Below are 22365 nucleotides of genomic sequence, written 5' to 3' on the forward strand. Positions count from 1 at the left end.
CTGCCGGCGCCGAGGGCGATGCTGGCCTTGGCCGCCGCCGAGGGGATGGCGGTGGCGTCCTTCACCGTGAAGCTCGCGGCGCCGCCGCTGTTCTGCGCGACGGCGGTGGCGACGGTGGTGCCATTCTAGGCGATGGAGTCGCTGTGCAGGTTGCGGTCCGTCGTGGCGGTGCCGCCATAGGCGTCGTTCAGGAAGTTCACCGCGACGGGGTGGTTGCCCGCGGCCCAGTCGCCCTTCACCGTGAAGCGCGCGGCGCCGCCGCTGTGCTGCGCGACGTCGGTGGCGACGGTGGTGCCATTATAGGCGATGGAGTCGATGTACAGGTTGCGGTCTGTGGTGGCGGTGCCGCCCTAGGCGTCGTTCAGGAAGTTCACCGCGACGGGGTGGTTGCCCGCGGCCCTGTCGCCCTTCACCGTGATGGTGTCGGAGACGTCGGCGCTGTGCAGCGCCGTCGCCGTCAGCGTGCCGCCGATCTGCTTGCCGTCCACGCTGACGGTGTACTGCGCGTTGCCGTCATAGGCGTCCTGGCTGATCTTCAGCACCAGCGCGTCGCTGCCGCTGCCGATCGTCTTGGTGGCCGTGCCGGTGCTCGGCGCGGTGGGGGCGGTCGGCGCGGTGGGCGTGGTCGGGACGCTCGGGGTGGTCGGGACGGTGCCGGTGCCAGTGCCGTAGATGTCCACGATGATCGGGTGATCGCTCACCTGCACCGTGATCGCCTTGGTGTTCGCCGCGCTGGAGATGGCGGAGGTGCCGGCCATCGGGTCATAGACCTTCACCGTGCCGGCGGTCTGGCCGAGGGTGAGGGTGACCGGCTGGCTGGCGACGTTGATCGGGGTGCGGCTGCCCTCGTTCCAGATATCGGGCTCGGCCCAGATCACCATCTGGTAGTGGCCGTCCGCCTTCTGCAGCAGCATGGTCTTGCCGTTGCTGGACAGGCCGCTGACCGAGACGTCCAGGGCGCCGGTGGTGAAGCTGGCGGCGTTGGTCGCGTTGTCGGCCAGGATGGTGGTCAGGTTGTGGATGGCGGTCGCCACCTGCTTCGGCGAGCCGTCGCTGTGGAACAGGCCGAGGCTGCCCTCGATCTCGTTGGTGGGCGTCAGGCCGTTGTCCAGCAGCTCATAGAGGAAGGTGCGGGCGACGCCGGCATAGGCGGCGTCCATCAGCAGGTTGAGGTCGAGCTTGGCCTGCACCTCCTCGGTGACGCCGCCGCCGCCCCAGGCCATGTCATTGACGGCAGTGTAGTAGTTGGACTCGGTGATCTGCACCTTGTCCACCGGGTTCAGCAGCTTCGCCGCGGCGACGCCGGAGGAGATGTTGGCCCAGGGCTGGTCGCCATTGCCGAAATAGGGGTGCCAGGTGCCGTAGTCGGAGATGGCGCTCATGTCGCCCATCACCGAGGCCTGCTGGGCGGTGATGCCGCCGACGGTCAGGTTCAGGACCGGAATGTCCTTCAGCAGCGGGTTGGCGTTGGTCTGCTGGTCCAGCAGGGCCTGGACGGCCTTGCCGACCGCGAGGTTCGAGCCGGTGTTCTGGCCCTGGTAGTTCACGGTCCAGGTGTTGACTTCGTTGAGCCCCTCAATCGAGGCAACACTGCCGGGAACCGCCTGCACCAGCGAGCTGATGTGGCCCAGGTCCTTGGAGTAGTCGCCGGTCTCGTTGAAGGAAGTGGAGGTCGTGATCAGGTCGAACTTCACGCCCTTCTCGGCCAGGGACTGATAGAAGGGCAGGGTCCAGCCCTCATAGGGCACGCCATCGCGGACATATTTCACGCCCAGATATTCGATGGCCTTGGTGATATTGCCCTGGTTGGCATAGGCCGAGGCGCCATCCTGCCAGGCGATGTGGGTGTTGACGCCGATGGTGCCGAGGAAGTCGGCAGCCCGCATGGTCGTGTTCATCGCAGCCATGTGATCGTACTCACGATATTGTGTGCGATCTTCATCGCGAATCCGCGAGCGGATTTCAACTTAAAGTTGCTCTTTAAAATGTGATGTGCCACAAGCACCCTCGGCCCCTTGCCTCTCGGCTTTGTGATTCGATGCGAAGGGGAAGGCCGGCCCGAAGCGGGCAGGGCTTGGCGGAGGCCGGGCCGCAGGCGGGCCCGCCACGGAAATCATGCGGGAAAACAGCGGATTGGGGCCCAGGCGCCGGGGCTGCGCGGTGGCGCAGCGGCCTGGGCGCCGCAGGGCGCCGCCGCGGGCGGGGGATCCTGCTCAGGTCGAAAGGGCGGGCGCCCGGCCTGGACGCCCGCCGGGCGCCGAGCCGCTACAACTCAAGATTGAGCCGCATCGGAAATCACCTTGTCGGGCGATGGAAGGGGGGCGCGCCCGGTCCCGCTCCTGGCCGGCGGCGTCGCGGGGCGCCGTCCGGGCCGGCCCAGGGCGGGATCCGATCAGGCCGGTTCAGGCGGCCGGATGCCTTGCTCTGGAAGCACGGCATAGGGAGCAGCGCATCGCCACGCCGCCAGGCTGCACCGCGATCCGTCAGGCCGGAAGGGAAGCTGTCGCTGGCGGCGTCGCGCCGGCCGTGCCGTTGAAGCCGCGCCGGACCTGCATCGGGGGCATGGGCGGGCTGCCAGGCGATGCCGCCTGGCCTGAACCTGCCCTGGCCGCGGCCCCCGCCACGGCCACGGCCATGGGCTGTCGCCCCGGGGCAGCGGAAGCCGCCCCGGGGCCAGGCGAAGCCGCCGGGCGGCTTCGCGGCGCGTTACAGCGCCCAGTCGGCCGTGGCGTGCGGCAGGGCGAATTCCCTGGCGCCGTTGCTCAGCAGCGTCGCCGTGCCGTCGGAGACCTCCGCCCCGTCATAGCTGATGCCCTCGACATGCAGGTTGCGGTCGGCGTCCGGGCTGCCGCCATAGGCGTCGTTCAGGAAGTTGACCGAGACGCTGTGCGGCCCGTCCGACCAGTCGCCCTTCACGGTGACGAGGTCGGTCTCGCCGCTGCCGGCGCGGGCCTGCGCCGTCAGCGTGCCGCCCTGCTGCACGCCGTCCACGCTGATGGTGTATTGCGCATCGCCCTGGTAGCGATCCTGGCTGACCTTCAGCACCAGCGCATGGCTGCCGTCGCCGATCGTGGTTGAGCCTGCCTGCGGCGCGGCGCCGGAGCCGGGCGGTGGCGCCGCCGGCGCCGAGTGCCCGTCCGAGATCTCGATGATGACCGGATGATCAGTCACCTCGACCGTGACCCGGTCGGTGTTGGTCGCATGCGAGATCGCATAGGTGCCGCGCAGCGGGTCATAGACCGTGACCTCGTCGGCGACCTGGCCCAGGGAGACGGTGACGGACTGGGACGGCGCCCAGACCTCGCTGCGGCTGTCCATGCTCCAGATGACCGGCTCCGCCCAGAGGACGAGCTGGTGGTCGCCGTCGGAGCTCTGCAGCAGCATGGACTTGCCGCTATCGGACAGGCCGCTGATCGAGACGTTGAGCGAGCTGGTCGCGAAGCCCTCGCTGTTGCCGCCGTGGTCCGCCAGCAGTGTGGTCAGGTTGTGGATCGCATCCGCCACCGGCTTGGGCGAGCCGTCGCCGCGGAACAGGCCGAAGCTGCCCTCCAGGCTGCTGGTCGGGAACAGCCCGTTGTCCATCAGCTCGTAGATGTAGGTGCGGGCGACGCCCTGGTTCGCCGCATCCATCAGCAGGTTCAGGGTGAGCTTGGCCTGCACCGCCTCGCTCACGCCGCCACCGCCCCAGGCCATGTCGTTGATCGCGTTGTAGTAGCCGGTCTCGGTGATCTGCACCGGGTCGTACGGGGCCAGCAGCTTCGCCGCGGCGACGCCGGAGGTGATGTTCTTCGCCGGCTGCTCGCCGAGGCCGAAATAGGTGTGCCAGGTGCCGTAATCGGTCAGGTCGCTCATATTGCCCATGACCGAGGCATCTTCAGGCCGCATCCCGCCCAGGCTGAGGTTGAGGATGGGCACGCCCGCCAGCCCGGCATGGGCGTTGACCTGGTCATGCAGCAGGGCCTGCACGTCGCGGCCGATGGCGGTGTTCCATGCGGTGCTCTGGCCGTGGAGGGTGACCGGGTAGCGGTTGATCTCGTTCAGCCCCTCGATCGAGGCAACGCTGCCGGGCACGGTATTGGCCAGGACCTCGATGCGGTCGAGATCATGGGAATAGTCGCCGGTCTCGTTGAAGGACCGTGAGGTGACGATGACGTTGAACTGAATGCCGTGCCGCGCCAGCTCGGCATATTGGTCGAGCGTAATGCCCGCCACCGGCACGCCGTCCCGGACATGGTCGATGCCCAGGTAATCAAGCGCCGAGATCACCTTGTCCTGGTGAGAATAGGGAAGACCCGAATTTCGCCAGTCCAAGTGGGTGTTGACACCGATGGTGTCGATGAACTCAGCGGCGCGGAGGGAAACTTGAATATCTGCCACGCAATCCTGCCCGTGCTGTTGTGCGCGGCACCCAATGTTCGATTTTTCACTGCATTTCAACAGCAAGTTGCCGTAGCGGCAAAACCATGCCATCAGCACCTTGGCCGCGTGTAAACCGTTGCAGGAGATATTTGGAGGGACACTCTTACATAACTTGACGCAACATAGTCGCACTGGCGTAGCGACAGTCTTGTCGTCCAGCCGCTTTATCAACCAAAGGGTGATTTATACGGAAGGACTTTCTCCGGTCCTGCCGTGCAAGCCCTTGGTTCTATGGCCGGGGCAGAGGGCCCGCTGCCGTGCGGCGCGGGCGCGGCCAGCACCGGCCGGCGGGCGCCACGGCCCGCGGTCCAGGGGTGCTGGCGGCATGAAGCTACAGGAGTCAGGCGGCGGGGAGGGTGCCGAACAGGGCCGCCAGCCGCGCCGCGCGGTAGCGCTCCGCGAGGCGCAGCGCCGTCGCCTCCGGTGCCGCCGTCACCATCGCCCACCAACGCTGCACGGACTCCGCCGCGGCCGGGGGCGCCAGGGCCGGGACAGTGGGCAGGGTCTCCGCCGCCGCCCAGGCGGCCGCGCAGGCCGCTTCCAGCGCCGCCCGGCAGGCGGCCGGCAGACCCGCCAGCACCGCGGGCGGCAGGGCCAGCTCCACCACGGCGCCATGGGCGCAGCCCGGCGCGGGCGAGTCCGGCGGTGCGGCGCGGGTCACCGCCGCCAGGGGAAAGGCGTGCAACCCCCGCCGGGCGAAGCCCGCCGCCCACAGCGCCTGGCCATCCGCGGTGCCCAGCCAGTGCCGCAGCTCCGCCGCCGCCATGCCGCAGGGAAAGCCGGCGAAGGGCAGCAGCGCCGGGCCGGCCGGCCGGGCGCCGAAGGCCAGGGCGCCGCATTCCCCCGCCGCGCCCGGCACCAGGCGCAGCGACGTGTCCTGGAGCCGCGCCGCCAGCGCCGCGAAAGCCGCCTCGGCCCCCGGCGCGACGCGGATGCCAAGCAGCGTGAGGCCCGCCCGCGCGGCTGTGACCGGCATCGCCAGCGCTGGCAGGTGACGTCGCCGCAGCATTTCCCTACCTACCTCATCGTTGCACTGCACAGGGGCCAGGATGGCAGACGAATCCGCGCAGCGGCAGGCAGTCTTCCGGGTGGATCGCGCGGATGTTGTCGCCGCCCTTGGCGCCGATGGGCTGCACCGTCCGCTCTCCATCGCCGCGCTGCGCGGCTCCCGCCTCGTCTCGGTGCGGGATCTCGGCGCGATCGGCGATGGCCGGCGGCACCCGCTCAGCGAGCGCTACGGCAGCCTGGCGGCAGCGCAGCGCGACTACCCGCGCGCACAGAGCCTGAATGACGAGATCGACTGGGCGGCGACCCAGGCGGCGATCGACCTGGTGGCGGCGAGCGGCGGCGGCACCGTGCTCTCGCCCGCCGGCACCTATCTCTGCAACCGCAGCCTGCTCTTCCCGGAATGCCGGGAATGGGGGGAGCGGGGCGCCGAGGTGAACTGGCTGGGGGAGGGGAAATACGCCACGACCTACCACTGGCCGGTCGATCTCGGTCCCGGCCAGGCCGCGGTGCTCTGCCCCGGGCGGCGCGACCCGGGCGGGATGTATGAGGGGGTGTGGCAGGATATCGGCCTGCTCGGCCCCGCCCGCGCCGCGCCGGCACCCGGGGTGATGCCGGCGGCGATGGATGGCTGGGGCTGGGGCGCGCGGCGGCGCATGGTGCGATGCCTGGCCAGCCGCTTCCGCGCCGGGCTCAGCATCGTCGGCGACCATTCGCGCTTCGAGGACGTGATCTGCCGCGAATGCTTCTACGCGGTGCATTTCGCGGTGCCGAGCGAGTCGCTCTACGGCGACCTGCTGTTCGAGAAATGCATGTTCTCCGGCTGCGCCATGGCCGCCATCGCGGTGGCGCCCGAGGCTCAGATGGGCGGCTGCACCCTCATCTCCTGCTATGTCGGCGGCTCCCCCTACGCGCTGCTGAAGGAGGCGGCGCCGCGCGGCCGGGGGAAGGACGATGTGCTGATCAGCAACTCCGTCTTCCTCAACTGCATGTTCGAATATGTCGGCAATGCCTGGATCCAGGATGCCAATGCGCCGCGCCGGGCGGCGCTGCGCAAGGTGACCTTCGACACCTGCTACTTCCAATGGGCGAATGAGAGCCGCTGGGCGCGGGCGCCGCGGCAGGCGCTGTGGGACATCCACCGGGCGGAACATGTGGTCTGGCGGCAGCCGAAGGAGCCCTTCGCCACCATCCCCGGCGACCAGGCGCTGCTGAAGGTGGCGCGGGCCGAGAGCTGCGAGATCTCCGGCCATGTCGGGCACCTTCTCTATAATTGCGCCCAGGCCCGGCGGCCGCTGCTGCACCCGGAGACGGTGCAGGACGACAGCTTCCGCGGCTGGAGCCTGACGGAGCCGGGCGGCTGGGAGGCGCGCTTCGCCGCGGTGGCGGCGGAGGGGCCGGGGGTGGAGCGGGGCCAGGTGCTGGAATGGGCGCCGGGCGGGCGGGTGCGGATGGGCCGGCCGGGGCCGGTGCCGGTAGCGGGCATCTGCCTGATGGCGGCGCCGCCCGGCGGGGTGACGGTGCTGGCGGTGCGCGCCGGGTCCATCTCGGTGCGGGCGCCGGAGGGCGGCGCGGATGGCTGGCTGGTGAAGGGGCCGGGCGGCACCGCGGTGCCGGGGGGACGCGAGGGCGCGATCGGCTGGTGCTTCTATGCCCGCGACGGCATGGCGACGGTGGCGCTGGGGTAGGCACTGCGCCCGGCGCCCAAGGCGGCGGGGGGGGCTGCGGCCGGGGCCCGGGCCCGTCCGCCTCCGGCGGTGCCCTTCGCCTCAGTCCCGCCGCTCGTACAGCGTCACCGTGCCGCGGGCATCGGCCAGAACCCAGCTTTGCCGCGGTGCGTAATCGGCCGCCAGCATCGCCTCCTGCGCCTCCAGCGCGGCGACGTCCCAGGCCACGGCGTTGTTGCGCCAAGCCTCGTGGAACACCACGAAGCGCGGCTTCTGCGCCAGCAGCCGGGCGCGTTCCTCCGGCACCTCGGCATCCACCAGGCGGGAGCCGACGAGGTGGGACGGCCAGGCATGCCGCACCGGCAGGGGCGAGTCCGCCAGCAGGTAGATCACCGGCGCGTAGTTGGAGACGTAGAGCTCCGCCCCGGGCGGCAGGGCGGCGGCGACCTGCCGCGGCACATCCTGCCGCACCCGCGCCGTCGCCACCTCCAGCACATCCTGCGCCAGCGGCATCAGCCCGAGGAAGACCAGGGCCAGGGCCGCGAGCTGCGGCGCCAGGCCGGGCGCCGCCAGGCGCCGCGCATGCAGCACCAGCATCGCCGCGGAGATCACCGCCATCGGCGCCAGCAGCGGGATGAAATGGTGGTCGAAGAAGCGGCTCTGCAGGCAGAGCGCGATCGCCTCTCCCACCCACCACAGCGCGATGGCGAGGAGGGCGAAGCCGCGCGGCAGCAGCCGCAGCGAGACCGGCAGCAGGGCGAGCGCCGTGAGCCCGAAGAGCGGCCAGGTCTGCACCAGCGAGATGCCGATCCAGCGGAGGCGCTCCGCCCAGGCGCCGCGCACATGCTCGCTGAAGCTCACATAGCCCGAGGCGAAGCCGAAATTGGCGTGCAGGAAGGCGTCCAGCGCCCCGGCCTGCCAGAAGATGCCGATGGCGAGCAGCGTCGGCAGCAGCAGCCCGGCGGAGAAGAGCAGGCCCATCCCGACGCAGCGGAGGAAGCCGAAGCGGGCCCGCAGCAGCGCCAGCAGCGCCGCGGCGGCGACCAGGGAGGCGGGGATCGCCGGCACGTACTTCACCGTGACGGCAATGCCGGCGGCGAGGCCCGCCAGGGCGAAGCGCCAGGCCAGGGCGCCCGGTGCGCGGGGCCGCGCCGCGTCGATCAGCAGCAGCACGGCCACCGCGGTGAAGGGCGCCTGCAGCGCCTCCGTCATCAGCTGCACGCCGCTGAGCCGGGCGGAGAACACCACCCAGAGCAGCGCGGCGCCGAGCGCCAGCAGCCGGTCCGGCAGCAGCCGCCAAGCGACGCCGTAGATGGCGCCGCCGGCGGCGGCGACGGCGAGGATGGCCAGCCAGCGCGCCGCTTCCACCGTCGGGCCGAGCAGCGTCATCGCCCCCGCCAGCAGCACCGTGCTGCCCGGCGGCTTGTGGTCCCAGAAGGTGATGTAGGGAAGCTGGCCCTGCAGCACCTCCCGCGCCGCCATCAGGAAGGCATGCTCGTCCCAGGAGGCGGCGTTCTCGAAGGTGGAGATGGACAGCGCCGGCAGCCGCAGCGCCAGCGTGGCCAGCAGGATCAGGCCAAGGTCGAGCAGCAGGCCGCGCGCGGCGACCCGGCCGGGGGTATAGGAGAGGCCGGCCGCGCTCACGCCGCACGCCCCAGCCCGGCGGAGAGGCCGAGGCGTTCCCGGATCTTGGCGGCGAAGTCCAGCGCCGCCTTGCGCGGCCCGCGCTGCGGCACTCCCATGAAGCGGCGGCTCATGCTGTTCAGCGCTTCCGGGGACAGGGCGAGCGGCGAGGCCTGAGCGCCCTCGAGGGCGTGCCACATGCGGCGGAAGCCGAATTTCTTCTCCGAGGGCAGATGCCAGAGGGTGAGGTCAAGATCCTCCGGCCTGGCATTCGCCGCGTCGTAATTGGTCCAGATGCGGCGGACGATGTCGTTCGCATTATAGGGCCGGACGCCGAGGGCGACGGCGATGATGCTCCAGACATGCTCCTCGGTGCGGATCGCGTCCGGCTGCTCCGCCTCGGCGCAGGCATAGTCCCACAGCACCTCCGCCATGGGCAGCGCCTGGCGGCACCAGCCGACGGTGAAGGCGGAGAATTCGCCCCCCTGGAATGGCATCTCCCCGTCCGGCCCGCGGCCGAACAGCTCCTCCGCCATCGCCGCCATGCGGCGGCGGGACATGCCGTTGATCAGCACCTCCCCCTGGTAGTTCTTCTGGTCCTCCGGCCGCAGCGTGTAGAGCAGGCATTGCTCGGCCTGCAGCCGCGCCTCGAAGGGCGCGAAGGGGCGGCGCCAGATGCAGTCGCTGTCGGCCAGGAGCAGGGGCGGGGCTCCCTCCTGCGCCGCGAAATGGCGCAGGATGTCGATCTCGTAGAACACGTTGCCCCAGCGGGAGGCGGCTTCCGGCGGCAGCCGGTGGGTCAGCGGCAGCGTCACCTCGGTGACGCCCAAATCCCCCAGCAGCGCCCCGATGCGCGGCGGCGCCGCCTCCGCAACCCGGCGGTTGCAGTAGAGCTGCAGCTCGTTCCCCGGGTTGTGGATGCGGGCCGAGAGGAAGAACAGCGCGATGCAGCGCCAGTACACTTCCTGGAATTCCGGCCGCGAGGAATCGACGCCGACCGAGGGGTACTCGCTGGCTTCGGCCTTGCCGTCCAGGACGATCCAGGTGGCGATGGTGGTGGTCAAGCTCATCGCTGCCCTCCGAGTTCCGCGGCACGGGCACGGCCCCCCGCCAGCGCCAGGCCGATGGCGAGCCAAGCAGGAATACCGTGCTCTCCGGCATGAATGGCCCCGAAGGGCAGTTGCACGATCCAGCCGACCACGATGGCGGCGTAGAGGAAACCCTCGCCCGGCAATTTGCGTGCCAAGGTGACCACCCGCACGACAATCAGGAAGAGCGCGCAGAAGAAGACCAGCGCCGCCGGCAGGCCGAGCGCCACGCAGGTGACGAGCAGCCCGCCATCGATGTAGCCCGGCCCGCCCGCGGTCTGCCCGACCAGGGAGCCGCTGCCGGTGCCGAGGCCGTAGCCGGTCAGCAGCTCCTCGCCGCGGCCGAGGAACTGCTCATATTGCTGCAGCCGGTCCTCGCCGCTGGCGTCGCTGCGCAGCTCCGTCAGGCTGCGGAAGCGCTCGCCGAGGGTGTATTCCATCTCCGGCACGGTGCTGAGGGCGCCGAGGGAGAGGATGACGGCGAAGCTCGCCATCAGGATCCGGCCGCGTTCCCGTACCGGGCCGATGAGGGCGACGCAGCCGATGGCGAGCACCGTGCCCGCCCAGATGGCGCGGTACTGGGCGAGGCCGATCGCCAGCATGATGGGCAGCAGGCTGGGCACCGCGAAGGTGACCGGCAGGGCTAGGGCGAAGAGCATCGCCGCCATCAGGAAGGCGCCGAGCGAGCCGGCCGAGTGCATGGTGCTGAAGACGCGGATGCCGTAGGGCTCCGGCGTGCCGATGGAGGTCATGCCCTCCTGCCGGACATTGGAGACCCATTCGATGTCCCAGGCCGTGGGGGAGACGAATTGGTGGATGCCGTAGAGCGCCATCAGCACCCCGGACAGGACGAAGGCCAGCACCACCACATGGCGATAGGCGGCGCGGCGCGACGCATCCGCCAGGATGTGCAGCGCCAGGAAGGGGCCGATGACCCATTTCAGCGATTCCACCATCGCCGCCAGCAGCCGGTCCTGGAACACCGCGACCAGGACGCCGTAGACGATGCAGGCGAAGAGCGCGAGGAAGGCGCCGGCGTAGCGGGCCCCGGGGCGCAGCATGTAGGGCACGCCGGTGACGCCGGCCCAGAGGCAGGCGACATAGGGGGCGAGCAGCACCGTACTGCTCGGCTCGTAGCCCAGGTCGTAATCCGCCATGCGGCGGATCATCGGCGAGGCGGCGAAGAGCCAGATGCAGAGGCCGAGATACCAGGGCGAGCGCCTGGCATGCAGCCAACCCGCGACGGCGAAGGCGATGAGCGGGTAGAGGGTGCGGTTGAAGCCGGCCAGCCCCAGCACCTGGAAGCCGAGCGGCAGCAGCAGCGCGGTGCCGGCGGCCACCGCCGCCTCCGCATTCCAGAAGCGCCAGAGGCTGAGCTGGGTCCGGCGCGGCGCGACGGTGCTCGCGCTCATGCCCGGCGCAGCCCCTGGAGGAAGAGGCGGAACTCGCCCGGCTCCGGCCGCAGGCTGGGCAGCGCCATGCCGAGGCTGCGCCGCACCCCGGCCAGCAGCACCACGATGCGCACCACGGCACCGAGGGTGAGGCCGATGGCGACGCCCATGGCGCCGAACGGCCCGACCATGCTCAGCATGGCGGCGAGGGAGGCGGTGAAGCCCGCCCCCTGCGCCCAGGAGACCATGCCCGGCCGGCCCAGGGCGAAGTAGAGCTGCGCCACCACTTGGCCGAGGCACGACACCGCCGCCTCGATCACCAGCACCCGGAACAGGATGTTGGCCGGTCCGAAATCATTGCCGTAGACCAGCCGGATGGCCGGGCCACCAAGGGCGAAGCCGCCGGCGATGACGACAATCACGGCGAGCAGCACGAAGCGGAAGACCCGGTCGTGCAGCGCCTTGGCTTCCTCCGGCGCGCGGCCGGCCATGGCCGCCATGCCGACCGAGGCGACGGTGGACTTCACCACCTCCATCAGCCGGGACAGGGCGAAGGCGACGGCGTAGAGGCCGAGCTGTTCCGGCGCGATGGTGGCGACCAGCACGATGCGGTCGAGGAAGTAGGAGAAATTCGCCAGCAGCCCGCCCGGCGCGGCGCGCAGCGCGAAGCCGCCGACCGGGCCGAGGAAGCCGCGAATGCCGGACCAGCGCGGCCAGTGCTGCGGTCGCAGCCGCCAGAGGGTGACGCCGAGCGTCGTGACGCCGCTGGTGAACATGCAGGCCGCGGCGAGCTGCGGCGACATCGGCCAGAGCAGCGCGGAGAGGCCGAGCAGCACCAGGTAGAAGCCAGGATCGGCGATGCCGTAGCGGTTGGCCAGGCCCTGCTTGTCCAGCCCCGCGAGCACCGACTTCAGCAGCATGCCGGTGAGGTTGAACAGGGTCAGGGCGCAGCTTGCCGTGGCGAAGGCGACGATGGCGGGCGAATAGCCGTCATGCATGGTGTAGGGCACCACGGCGGCGCCTATGGCGGCGGTGACGACGCCGAGGCTGAGGCCGAGGACGAGGCTTGCCCCCATCACCTCGCGCCGCGCCGTCGGGCTTTCCCGCAGATGATAGATGACGGCGTAGGGCAGGCCGGCCAGCGCCAGCGAGGCGAGGAATTGCGGCCAGAAGATGATGGCGGCCAGTTCGCCGCGGCCTTCCGGCCCCAGCAGCCGCGCGGTCAGCAGCCCGGTGCCGACATTGATCAGCACGATCAACATCTGCACCGACATGGTCTGCAGGAAGAGGGCATGCGCGCCGCGGCCGCGCAGCAGCGCGGCGGCGTAGCCGGCAAGGGCTGTCACGCTCACTCGCCCTTCCCGTTGATCAGGGCGGCCGGCGGGTGCGGCACGCGCGGCGCCTTCTGCGCCTCCCAGAGCGAGGCCCAGCGCAGCCATTCGGCATGCGCCACCATCATGCCCTGCACGATGCCGGCCTCGCCCATCCGCCAGCCGCCGCAGGCGATGTAGCACCAGGCGAAGCGCAGCGGCGGATGCACGAAAAGCCGCCAGATGCTGCCGCGCTTGCCACGGAGCTGCATCTGCTCCACCTCCAGCTCCACATTGCCCAGGTAGCGGCGGAGCTGCTCGCCGAGGGTGAAGCTGCGCCAGTGCAGCAGGATGCCCGGCAGCGGGATGGAGCGGCCAGGCACCTGCACTTCTTCGTGAATGAGCTGCTCGGGGTTCCAGCGCCCATGGGCGCGGTGGAACAGCCGGATGAAGGCGCGGTTGCGGGCGCGGTTCTTCAGGTTGGGGAAGAGCTTGCCGAAGAACTCGTCCCGCCGGTCCAGGCAGAAGCCGTCGCGCGGGTCCGGGTTGGCCGCCATGGCCTCGCGGATGGCGCGGGCGAGGCGGGCATCCACCACCTCGTCGGCGTCGAGGCACAGCACCCAATCGTGCCGCGCCAGCTCCACCGCCCGGTTGCGCTGGGCGGAGAAGCCCAGCCAGGGCTGCTCGAACACCCGGGCGCCGAGGCTGGCCGCGATCTGCCGCGTGCCGTCGGTGCTGCCGGAATCCAGCACTACCACGTCGTCGGCCCAATCCATCAGGGCGCCGAGGCAGCGGCTGATCACCGCCGCCTCGTTCTTGGTCATGATCACGACGGAAAGCTGCACCTTGTCCGTCGTGCTGGGCGGCAGCGCGTCGAGCATGGCGGCACTCATGCCTCGAAGTACCGGTTGCGGGTGCCGATGGCGTAGGTGGCGCCGCTGCCGTATTCCGGCAGGCGGTTCGGGTCGGCGTCGTTCAGCACCACGCCGAGCAGCTTCACCTGCGCCGTGGCCAGGTTGCGCGCCGCGGCGCGCAGCGCGGCCACCGGCGTGCGGTTCCAGCGGGAGATCAGCATCACCCCCTCCACCTGGCCGCCGACCACGGCGGCATCGGTGACCAGCGCCGCCGGCGGCGTGTCGATGATGACGTAGTCGAAGGCCTGGCGCGCCTCGTTCAGCAGCCGGCGCATGCCGGGCGCGGCGAGGACGTCCTGCGGCGGCGCGATCGGCGCGCGGTCGCTGGCATGGATCACCTTCAGCGGCGTCGCATGATCGGTCAGCACCACGGCATCGAGCGGCAGCTCGTGCTCGATGGCGGCGGCAAGGCCCGGTTCCGAGGGCGGCCGGCCCCAGATCAGCCGCGCCACCTTCGGCTTGCGCAGATCGGCGTCGATCAGCAGCACGGAGAGGCCGGAGACCGCCATGCTGCGCGCCATGGACAGCGCGATGGTGGTCTTGCCCTCGCCCGGCAGGGCGGAGGTGAGGGCCAGCGTCCGCGCGCCCGGCGCCAGGATCTCGAGGTTGCGCTGCTGCAGGGCCAGCGCGCTGCGCAGCGTCCGCATCGCCTCGGCGATGGCGGATTTCGGCCGCTCCACCACCCGGCGGTGCATGGGCGAGCGCAGCGGCGAGCGCGGCAGGGTGCCGAGCGCCGGCGCCCCCACCAGCTCCGCCGCTTCCTCGAGCGAGGTGATGCGGGAGCGGAGGCGTTCCCGCAGCAGCGCGACGCCGACGCCGGAGCCGGCCGAGGCCAGGAAGGCGGCCGCGAGGAAGAGCGGCACGTTGGGGAAGCTCGGCCGCAGCGGCACGCCGGCCGGAGAGATCATCCGCGCATCGGCGCGCTGGATGCCTTCCTGCGCCGCGAACTGCTTCTGCCGCACCAGCAGGTTCTCATACAGGGTGCGGGTCGCGGTCGCCACGCGCTCCAGGTCGCGCGCGCCGGTCTCGGCCCGCTCGTTCTCGGCCATGCGCTGCTCAAGCTGGGCGACGGAGCGCTGCAGCTCCTGCACCCGGACCCGGGCGATCGCCGCCTCGCTCGCCTGGACGCGCATGATCTTCTGCACCTCCTCGGCGATCTTGGACTGCACCTCGGCCACTTCCGCGCGGGTCGCCAGCACCTCCGGGTGCCGGCTGCCGAGGCGGCTCGCCGCCTCGCTGGCGCGGCGGCGAGCGGTCGCCTCCGCCTCCCGCAGGCGGGAGATGGTGTCGGAGGAGATGACGGCAAGCTCCGAATCCCCGCCGCCGGATTGCAGCCGCGCGGTCTGGGCGCTGCGCAGCCGCGCTTCCTTCGCCGCGAGGTCGGCCCGGGCGGCGGCGAGCTGGTTGTTCACCTCGGAGAGCTCCTGCGCGACGATGGAGACGCCGCGCGGGGCAAAGAGGTTGTTGCGCTCGCGGTACTCCTGCAGCGCGCGCTCGGCCTCGCGCAGCCGGCCCGCCTGCTCCTCCACCTCCTCGGTCAGCCAGGTGCCGGCGACGGACAGCGCCTCCCGCTTCGCCCGCCGCTGCTCCTCCACGTAGAGCGCCACATGGCGGTTGGCGATGCGGGCCGCCAGCTCCGGATCGGCGGACTGGAAGCCGACGGTGATGGCGAAGGACCGGCCGTCATTGAAGACGGAGAGGTTGTTCCGGTAGAGGTCGACGGCATAGGCCGTGCGCTCCGCCAGGCTCGTCGGCGTCGGCGGCGGGGCAGGCGGCAGCAGCCGCCACTCGGCGGGCAGGCGCAGCGCGTCCTCCGCCCGGCGCAGCAGATCCAGCCCGTGGTTCAGCAGCATCTCCTTGCGCGAGACGCGCGGGCGGAATTCCGGGTTGTCCACCAGCCCGAGATCGGCGACGACGCGCCGCGCCAGCTCCTCGCTGCCCAGCAGCTCCACCTGGCTGCGCACGATGGTGCTGTCCAGCGAGGCGGTGGGGCCGATCAGCGGCCCGCGCACATCGCCGAGATTGAGCTCCCGCATGTCCAGCAGCACGAGGGCGGAGGCGCGGTAGCGCGGGCTGAGCTGCAGGATGGCGGCGGCGGCCAGGCCGAAAGTCACCAGCACCCAGGCCAGCAACAGCAGGCGGCTGCGGCGCAGCGCGGCGAAGGCGGTGGTGAAGCCGCCTTCCTGGCGGAGCTCCGCAGCGTAGGGCGCCGGCGCATGCATGGGAGCAGCGGCGGCGGGCAGCGCCGGTCGGGTGAGGGGGTCTGGAATCATCGCGCGTCTATCGCTCCTGGGGGCAGGGCAAGGGGGGGTCAGCCAGCCGGGCGGGCCGCCAGCTCCGCCGGCGGAAGGCGTGCCGCCGGGCGCGGCGGCCTAGGGCCCGCCGGGGCATGCGCGGCCACGATCTCCTTCAGCTGGGCGCGGAAGGCGACCGCGTCGAAGGTCTCCGCATGGGCACGGATGACCTCGGAATCGTAGTGCTGCGGCCGGAAGGCGGTGAGCGTGTCGATCAGGCTCTCGGCATTCTGCTCGGGGAAGAACTCGCCGGTGACGCCGGGCCGCACCGTGTCCAGCGCGCCGCCGGCGCCGAGGGCGATGACCGGCCTGCCGGCGGCCATGGATTCCAGCGGGGTGATGCCGAAATCCTCCACCGCCGGCAGGATCAGCGCCGTGCTGCGGGCGTAGAGCGCGGCCTTCTCCTCGCCGTCCACCCGGCCGACGAAGCGGATGGTGGGGCCCGCCATGGCGCGCAGCCGGGCCGTGTCGCGGCCGTCGCCCGCCACCACCAGCGGCAGCTTCAGCCGGTTGCAGGCCTCGATCGCGATGTCGGCGCGCTTCCAGCCGACCAGGCGCATCAGCAGCAGGAAATGCTCGCCCGGGCCCTTGCCCATGCGGAAATCCGCGACGCGGATCGGCGGCGGAAGGATCTGGCTGTCCCGCCGATAGTACTTGCCGATCCGCTGCTGCACCAGCCGGCTGGTGGCGATCCAGTGGTCCACCCGCATCGCCGCCACCGCATCCATGGTGCGCAGCAGCGGCAACATCGCCGTCACCGCCCCGCGGGTGAAGCGGCCCATCCGCTCCCGCTCCGCATAGCCGTGGAAATCCCACAGGAAGCGGCCGGGCGAATGGCAGTAGCAGATATGCGTCGCCTCCGGCCCCACCACGACGTTGTGGGCGAAGTTGAAGGAGGAGCTCAGCACGACGTCGAATTCCGAAAGGTCGAAGCCGTGCATCGCAATGGGATGGAGCGGGAAGATGGCGCGCTGGAGGCGGCGCGCGCCCGGCATCCGGTCCAGCCAGCTGGTATGCACGTCCCAATGCCGGAAATGCGGCGGCAGGCCCTTCTCGTTCCACAACGGCAGGAAGACCGGAGCGTCCGGGAAGGCCGCGTGCATCTCCTCCAGCACCTTTTCAGCACCGCCATACTGGCCGATGCTGTCATGGATGATGGCCAGCTTCATCGCGGCATTCCTTGGGCGGGAGCGGGGGCGGCCACCGGCGCGGCGCGCCCGGCGCCGGCATGGCGGGCGGCCAGCACCGCATCGAAGCTGCGCGCCACGGCGGCGCAGAAGGCTTCCGGCCGGAAGCGCGCGGCATCCCGCGCCGCGGCCTGGCCGAAGCCGGCGCCGCGCGGGCCAAGCGCCTCGGCCATCGCCTCGGCCAGCGCGGCGGCGTTGGCGGGCGGCACCAGCAGGCCGGTGCGGCCATGCGTCACGATCTCCGCCGTGCCGCCGACATCGGTCGCCACGATCCGGCGGCCGAGGGTCAGCGCCTCGATCAGCGCCATGCTCAGGCTGTCATGTCGCACCGAGGCCTGCACCACGACATCCATGGCGGCGAGGCAGGCGGCGACATCCGGGCGGTGGCCGGTGAAGCCGACGCGGCCGGCGAGCTCGGGCGAGCCGGACAGGGCCTTCAACCGGGCAAGGAAGGGGGCGTGGTCCGCCAGCGCCAGGCCGCCGACGATCCAGAACCGTGCCTGCGGGTGCTGCGCCGCGAGCCGCGCCGCGGCGGCGAGGAACACGTCCTGCCCCTTGCGCGGCTCGATCACCCCGAAGACGCCGATATGCGGGCCGGGGCCGGCGGCCAGGATATCCGCCGCCGGCGTCGCCGGACCGCGGGCGAGGAAGCCAGGATCGACACCGTTATGCACCGTCTCGCAGCGCTCCGCCGCGATGCCGAGATGCGCGAGCAGCGCCTGCCCGGCGCCGGAGACGCAAAGGAAGCGGTCGCAGGCCGTGGCCGCCAGGCGCTGCGTCAGCGCATAGGGCAGGTGCACCGGCAGCACCTCGTGCATGTGCTGCACCAGGGGCAGGTTCAGCCGTCGTGCGGCGCGCATGGCGTAGAGCGTGCCGACGGGATGGTGGGTGTGCAGCAGCGACACCTCCGCGGCCCGCGCATGCCGCTCCACCGCCGCCGCGCCGGCGCGCCAGGCGAAGGGGTAGCGCAGCAGCGACATCGGGTCGCGCGTCACCTTCATGCGATCGAAGTCGCAGGGCAGCACGGTGCCGCCGGCAGCGGTGACGGCGCGCGGCAGCTCGCCCTCCGGCGGGCAGGCGAGCAGCACGTCCCAGCCATGCGGGCGCAGTCCGGCGGCGAGGGTGACGATCACCCGCTCCACGCCGCCCATATGGGCGACGCGGTTCACCATCAGCACGCGGCGCGGTGCGGTATCGATCATCGGGCGGGCTCCCGCGCAGGGGCGGGACGGGACTGGCCAAGGGGCAAGGCAGGTTTCCTGGTCAGGTCGAGCGGCCTGGGCCGCGGCGCGGCCTCTGGCGTGCGATGCATCCGGCGTCGCTGTCGCATCGCGCTCCGCTCCTTCGTCGAATCGCGTGCTGCGGGCCCTGCGGCCGGCAGCGGCTTGGCGCCATCACGCTCTAGGCGCGTGCCTGCTGCGGCGCAGCAAAAATGGGCGTGAGCCATCAGGACGTGCATCGGCAACGTCATCTTCAAGCAGCCGGTGGCGGCATCACCCGCTGCTTCGATGCCTGCGCGGCGCGCGGCAGGCTCGGCGGCGGCGCATAGACCGCGACATACTGCGCAGCGCAGCGCGTCCAGGTGAAGCTGCGCGCGATGCGCGCCGCCGCCGCCTCGCCCAGCGCGGCACGTTGTGCGGGATTGCGCAGCAGCAAGATCAACTGCCGCGCGAGCCCGGCTGCCTCCGGCGCGGCGAGCACGCCGCTCTCGCCATGCTCGATCAGCTCCGGAATGCCGCCGACCGGCGAGGCGACCACCGCCTTGCCAAGCGCCATGGCTTCCATCACCACGATGGGCAGCGCATCCTGCCGGCTGACATGGCAGTACACATCGGCCGCCGCCATCGGCACCAGCGGGTCGTCCACGAAGCCGGTGAGGATGACGCCCGGCTCCGGCGTGGACAGGCCGTGACGGTCGCGGAACTCCGCCCAGAGCGGGCCGTGGCCGACGAGCAGGAGCTGCGCCTCCGGCACCTGCTGCCGCACCAGGCGGAAGGCGGCGAGGAGCTGCGACGCGCCCTCCACCTTCAGCGGGTAGTAGAAGCGGGTGATCTGGCAGATGACCGGGCCGGGGCCGAGGCCATGGGCGCGGGCGAACTCGGCCAGCGCCTCCGCCGGGGGCGCCGCCGCGGGCGGCGGCGCGCCGTAGATCACGCGGATGTTCTGCCGGAAGGGCACTGCCATGTTGCCGATGCGCCGCCCGGTATCCTCGGAGACCACGACCACCTGGTCGCAGCAGGCGAAGAGCAGGCCGATCAGCACCCGTTTCAGGAAGGGCTTCGGCTGCGCGGGATCGACATGCACGGTGTGGATCACCCGCAGCCGGCCGAGGCGCATCGCCTTCAGCAGCAGCGCCAGGCCCAGCAGCGGCAGATTCTCATGATTGTGCACGGCGTCCGCCCGGGCCGCGCGCAGCCGCCGGAAGAGCCGCGGGACGAGGCGCGACCAGGGCATGGTCCGCGCCTCCTCCCGCGTCGGCGCCACCAGCGGGAAGCGCGGGCCATAGGCGCTGTCCAGCGCCCCGAGCAGGGCACGCACATAGGCGGCGATGCCGCCACTCTCCTCTGCCGGGAAGGCCAGCAGAGTGACCACGCGCGGTTTCATCATGGCTTGTCCCGTCAGGCGGCGAGGGCTGCCGGCATGGCGTTGGTCACCGCTTCCGCGACCCGCCGCACCTGTGCCTCGGTCATGGTGGGGAAGAGCGGCAGGGTGAGGGTCCGGCCGGCATAGTCGATGCTGTGCGGCAGGCGGTTGCCCGCCGCCTCGGCGAAGGCGGTGAAGCCCGAGATCGCCGGGTAGTGCCGGCTGGACTGGATGCCCTGCGCCTTCAGCGCCTCGGCCATCGCATCCCGCGCCGCGGCGCTCGGCGCCACCACCGGCATGAGGTGGCAGGCGCTGGCGGCGATGTCCGCCTCCCGGAAGGGCAGGACGAGGCCCGGCACCTCCGCCAGCAGGCGGCGGTAGAGCCGCGTCAGCTCCCGCCGCTTCTCGTTGTTCGGCAGCAGCTTGGCCAGCTGGGCGCGGCCGAGCGCGGCGCGCACGTCGTCCATGCGGTAGTTGTAGCCATGCACCGTCACGTCATAGCCGCTGGCATGGCCGCGATGCCGCTCCCAGCTCAGGCTGGTCATGCCGTGGGAGCGCAGCTTGGTGACGGCGGCGAGCAGCTCCGGATTGTCCGTCGTCACCATGCCGCCCTCGCCGATCGCGAGGTTCTTGTTGCTGAAGAAGGAGAAGCAGGCGATGTCGCCGAGGCTGCCGGACATCGGCCCGTCCGGCCGGGTGCGGCCGCCGATGGCGTGGCAGGCATCCTCGATGAGGAAGAGGCCGCGGGCGCGGCAGAATTCCGCCACCGCCTCCAGCCGCGTGGCATAGCCGCCGTAATGCATCACCACCACGGCGCGGGTGCGCGGCGTCAGCCGCCGCTCCAGCTCCGCCGGATCCAGCACCGGTTCCTCGATGCCAACGATGTCGGCCAGGACCGGCGTGGCGCCGGTGGCGCGCGTCACATTGGCCGCGGCCACGAAGTTGATGGCGGGCTGGATGACTTCGTCGCCCGGGCCGATGCCGAGGGCGAGGAGCGCCAAGTGCAGCGCCGCCGTGCCGTTCGCCACCGCGACGGCATGGCGCACGCCGAGCAGCCCGGCGACGCCGGCCTCGAAGGCGGCGACCTCCGGCCCGGTGGAGAGCCAGCGCCGGCGCAGCACCTCGAGCACCGCCTGCTCTTCTTCCGCGCCGTAGTCGAGATCGCTCAGGGGGATTCCGGGCTCAGACATGATCGAACCGCCGCTTCTCTTCCGCGTGCAGCTCCTGCGCGCGGGCGTAATCATCGGGCCGACCGATATCCAGCCAGAGGCAATCGGTGCGGTGGGCATGGACCTTCTCGCCGGCGCGCAACAGCTTCAGCACCAGGTCGGGGAAGTCGAGATACTTGCCCGGCTCGATGTATTTCAGCACCCGGGGTTCATAGACATAGATGCCCATGCTGACCGGGTAGTTGTGCTGCGGCTTCTCCAGGTAGTCGACCACGTCGCCCGCGGCATCCAGCTTCAGGACGCCGAGGTCGATCTTCACCTGCTTCTGGTGGGTGGCGATGGTCAGGATGGCGCCGTGCTCGCGGTGGGCGCGCATCAGCTCGCCGAAATCGAGGTCGGTCAGCACGTCGCCATTCATGGTGACGAAGGTGGAGTCCAGCTCCGGCACCGAGGCGAGGGAGCCGGCGGTGCCGGTCGGCTCCGTCTCCTGCACGAAGCGCAGCTTCAGCCCAGCATAGGCCTGGTCGCGCTGGGCGAAATAGGCCTTGGTCAGCTCCGCCAGGTGCCCCAGCGTCAGCGTCACGTCGCGGCAGCCGAAGCGGTGCAGGCGCTGCAGGATCGTCTCCACCACCGGCGTGTCGCCGAGCGGCATGAGCGGCTTCGGGAAGGTGACGGTGAAGGGGTGCAGCCGCGTGCCGCGGCCGCCCGCCAGGATGACGGCCTTCACGCCGTCCAGCGGGGCGCTCATGCACCGATCTCCGACGGCCGGAAGATGCCGCTCTCGAAGGCGGAGACGACCTCGTCGATGCCGTGGGCCACGGTGCGCTCCGGCTTGAAGCCGAGGCGCGTGGCGATCTTGTCGAAGGAGACGCGGTAGTCGCGCGGGTCCTCGTTCCGGGCGACGCGGATGACCTCCGCCTTCCTGCGCAGCCGCTGCTGGACCAGCTCGATGATGTCCTGCTTGCGGTAATTCTCCGTCGTGGCGCCGACGTTGAAGACCTCGCCCGCCACCTTCTCCCGCGGCGAGGAAAGGGCGAGGGCGATGCCGGCGGCGGCATCCTGCACATGCACATAGGGGCGCCAGAACTGCTCGCCGAAGACGGTGATCTTGCCGAGCACCTGCATCTCCGCGGCGAACTGGTTCACCGTCAGGTCGAAGCGGGTGCGGGCGGCGAGGCCGTAGAGGGTGGCGAAGCGCAGCACAGTGTGGCCGGCCTCGAGCAGCGCCCGCTCCACCGCCACCTTGGTCTCGGCATAGAGCGAGACGGGGCGCAGCTCGTGCTCCTCCGTCGCCAGCACGGAGGTATCCGCCATGCGGCCGTAATTGCTGCAGGTGGAGGCGAAGACCATGCGGCGCTTGCCCACGGCGCGCAGCAGGGCGAGGGAGGCCTCCTGGTTCACCGCCACCGCCAGTTCCGGCTCGGCCGCGCAGTTCGGGTCGCCGACGACGGCGGCGAGGTGGACCACGGCATCCACGCCGTCCAGCGCGCGGGCGACCGCTTCCGGGTCCCGGACATCGCCGGGGAAGAAGCGGAAGCCCGGCTCCGCCAGCAGCGGCAGCAGTGCCTGGCCGCCGAAGCGGAGGCTGTCCAGCACCCGCACCTGGTGGCCAGATCGTAGCAGTTTCTGTGACAAGGCGCCGCCAAGATATCCAGCACCGCCAGTGACCAGGATGGTTTCCATACCCCGCCAAAGCTCCTCAGCAAGCATTCCCA

General features: G+C 71.2%; 17 protein-coding genes. 1 reads left to right on the forward strand and 16 read right to left on the reverse strand.

Going from position 1 to position 22365, the window contains the following annotated elements; genetic code table 11:
- Positions 1-125: 125 nt before the first annotated feature.
- The 4 genes from NJ376_RS28815 to NJ376_RS19850 form a co-directional block, all read right to left on the reverse strand.
- Positions 126-323 (reverse strand): carbohydrate-binding domain-containing protein, encoded by a 198-nt coding sequence (locus NJ376_RS28815; protein WP_256476475.1) that lies wholly within the window; start codon positions 321-323, stop codon positions 126-128.
- 27 nt (positions 324-350) lie between these two features.
- Positions 351-1886, reverse strand: coding sequence for a hypothetical protein (locus tag NJ376_RS19840; protein WP_252955023.1), 1536 nt, complete (start codon positions 1884-1886; stop codon positions 351-353).
- Positions 1887-2706: 820 nt separating this feature from the next.
- Complete coding sequence (locus NJ376_RS29405; RefSeq protein WP_252955024.1) at positions 2707-4266, reverse strand: carbohydrate-binding domain-containing protein; 1560 nt, start codon at positions 4264-4266, stop codon at positions 2707-2709.
- A gap of 493 nt (positions 4267-4759) precedes the next feature.
- A complete protein-coding gene (locus NJ376_RS19850) occupies positions 4760-5428 on the reverse strand; it encodes a hypothetical protein (protein WP_252955025.1) in 669 nt (222 codons plus the stop codon).
- Positions 5429-5468: 40 nt separating this feature from the next.
- On the opposite strand from NJ376_RS19850, the gene NJ376_RS19855 reads away from it, so the two are divergent.
- A complete protein-coding gene (locus tag NJ376_RS19855) occupies positions 5469-7112 on the forward strand; it encodes a hypothetical protein (RefSeq protein ID WP_252955026.1) in 1644 nt (547 codons plus the stop codon).
- A gap of 81 nt (positions 7113-7193) precedes the next feature.
- Here the strand turns inward: NJ376_RS19855 and NJ376_RS19860 are convergent, their stop codons facing one another.
- The 12 genes from NJ376_RS19860 to NJ376_RS19915 form a co-directional block, all read right to left on the reverse strand.
- Positions 7194-8735: a glycosyltransferase family 39 protein gene (locus NJ376_RS19860; RefSeq protein ID WP_252955027.1), complete on the reverse strand. Its 1542-nt coding sequence runs from the start codon at positions 8733-8735 to the stop codon at positions 7194-7196.
- The gene (locus tag NJ376_RS19865; protein ID WP_252955029.1) at positions 8732-9784 is read right to left on the reverse strand and encodes a hypothetical protein; all 1053 of its coding nucleotides are present in this window, start codon (positions 9782-9784) and stop codon (positions 8732-8734) included. Before NJ376_RS19865 ends, NJ376_RS19860 begins: the two co-directional genes overlap by 4 nt.
- Complete coding sequence (locus NJ376_RS19870) at positions 9781-11214, reverse strand: hypothetical protein (RefSeq protein WP_252955030.1); 1434 nt, start codon at positions 11212-11214, stop codon at positions 9781-9783. Before NJ376_RS19870 ends, NJ376_RS19865 begins: the two co-directional genes overlap by 4 nt.
- Positions 11211-12545 (reverse strand): lipopolysaccharide biosynthesis protein, encoded by a 1335-nt coding sequence (locus NJ376_RS19875; protein WP_252955031.1) that lies wholly within the window; start codon positions 12543-12545, stop codon positions 11211-11213. The genes NJ376_RS19870 and NJ376_RS19875 overlap by 4 nt, the downstream gene beginning before the upstream one ends.
- Positions 12542-13384 (reverse strand): glycosyltransferase family 2 protein, encoded by an 843-nt coding sequence (locus NJ376_RS19880; RefSeq protein WP_252955032.1) that lies wholly within the window; start codon positions 13382-13384, stop codon positions 12542-12544. The genes NJ376_RS19875 and NJ376_RS19880 overlap by 4 nt, the downstream gene beginning before the upstream one ends.
- Positions 13385-13392: 8 nt before the next feature.
- Complete coding sequence (locus NJ376_RS19885; protein ID WP_252955033.1) at positions 13393-15690, reverse strand: GumC family protein; 2298 nt, start codon at positions 15688-15690, stop codon at positions 13393-13395.
- Between the two features lie 38 nt (positions 15691-15728).
- Positions 15729-16880: a glycosyltransferase gene (locus NJ376_RS19890; protein WP_252955034.1), complete on the reverse strand. Its 1152-nt coding sequence runs from the start codon at positions 16878-16880 to the stop codon at positions 15729-15731.
- Positions 16877-18100: a glycosyltransferase gene (locus tag NJ376_RS19895; protein ID WP_252955035.1), complete on the reverse strand. Its 1224-nt coding sequence runs from the start codon at positions 18098-18100 to the stop codon at positions 16877-16879. The genes NJ376_RS19890 and NJ376_RS19895 overlap by 4 nt, the downstream gene beginning before the upstream one ends.
- 271 nt (positions 18101-18371) lie before the next feature.
- The gene (locus NJ376_RS19900) at positions 18372-19505 is read right to left on the reverse strand and encodes a glycosyltransferase family 4 protein (protein ID WP_305880002.1); all 1134 of its coding nucleotides are present in this window, start codon (positions 19503-19505) and stop codon (positions 18372-18374) included.
- Between the two features lie 11 nt (positions 19506-19516).
- Positions 19517-20671 (reverse strand): DegT/DnrJ/EryC1/StrS family aminotransferase, encoded by a 1155-nt coding sequence (locus tag NJ376_RS19905; RefSeq protein ID WP_252955036.1) that lies wholly within the window; start codon positions 20669-20671, stop codon positions 19517-19519.
- Positions 20664-21398 carry a nucleotidyltransferase family protein gene (locus NJ376_RS19910; protein ID WP_252955037.1) on the reverse strand — a complete coding sequence of 245 codons (735 nt, stop codon included), beginning with the start codon at positions 21396-21398 and terminating at the stop codon, positions 20664-20666. Before NJ376_RS19910 ends, NJ376_RS19905 begins: the two co-directional genes overlap by 8 nt.
- On the reverse strand, positions 21395-22333 hold the full coding sequence (locus NJ376_RS19915; protein WP_252955038.1) for an NAD-dependent epimerase/dehydratase family protein: 939 nt from the start codon (positions 22331-22333) through the stop codon (positions 21395-21397). Before NJ376_RS19915 ends, NJ376_RS19910 begins: the two co-directional genes overlap by 4 nt.
- Between the last annotated feature and the right edge of the window lie 32 nt (positions 22334-22365).

It is taken from the genome of Siccirubricoccus soli (assembly GCF_024178315.1).
In the GTDB taxonomy this organism is placed as follows: domain Bacteria; phylum Pseudomonadota; class Alphaproteobacteria; order Acetobacterales; family Acetobacteraceae; genus Siccirubricoccus; species Siccirubricoccus soli.

Bases quoted from the DNA above. Each gene is read 5' to 3' on its own strand.
- NJ376_RS19890 (WP_252955034.1), bottom strand. From the start codon at position 16,880: ATGAAGCTGGCCATCATCCATGACAGCATCGGCCAGTATGGCGGTGCT.
- NJ376_RS19900 (WP_305880002.1), bottom strand. From the start codon at position 19,505: ATGATGAAACCGCGCGTGGTCACTCTGCTGGCCTTCCCGGCAGAGGAG.
- NJ376_RS19865 (WP_252955029.1), bottom strand. From the start codon at position 9,784: ATGAGCTTGACCACCACCATCGCCACCTGGATCGTCCTGGACGGCAAG.
- NJ376_RS19910 (WP_252955037.1), bottom strand. From the start codon at position 21,398: ATGAGCGCCCCGCTGGACGGCGTGAAGGCCGTCATCCTGGCGGGCGGC.
- NJ376_RS19870 (WP_252955030.1), bottom strand. From the start codon at position 11,214: ATGAGCGCGAGCACCGTCGCGCCGCGCCGGACCCAGCTCAGCCTCTGG.
- NJ376_RS19880 (WP_252955032.1), bottom strand. From the start codon at position 13,384: ATGCTCGACGCGCTGCCGCCCAGCACGACGGACAAGGTGCAGCTTTCC.
- NJ376_RS19850 (WP_252955025.1), bottom strand. From the start codon at position 5,428: ATGCTGCGGCGACGTCACCTGCCAGCGCTGGCGATGCCGGTCACAGCC.
- NJ376_RS19895 (WP_252955035.1), bottom strand. From the start codon at position 18,100: ATGATCGATACCGCACCGCGCCGCGTGCTGATGGTGAACCGCGTCGCC.
- NJ376_RS19915 (WP_252955038.1), bottom strand. From the start codon at position 22,333: ATGGAAACCATCCTGGTCACTGGCGGTGCTGGATATCTTGGCGGCGCC.
- NJ376_RS19905 (WP_252955036.1), bottom strand. From the start codon at position 20,671: ATGTCTGAGCCCGGAATCCCCCTGAGCGATCTCGACTACGGCGCGGAA.
- NJ376_RS19855 (WP_252955026.1), top strand. From the start codon at position 5,469: ATGGCAGACGAATCCGCGCAGCGGCAGGCAGTCTTCCGGGTGGATCGC.
- NJ376_RS19885 (WP_252955033.1), bottom strand. From the start codon at position 15,690: ATGATTCCAGACCCCCTCACCCGACCGGCGCTGCCCGCCGCCGCTGCT.
- NJ376_RS19840 (WP_252955023.1), bottom strand. From the start codon at position 1,886: ATGCGGGCTGCCGACTTCCTCGGCACCATCGGCGTCAACACCCACATC.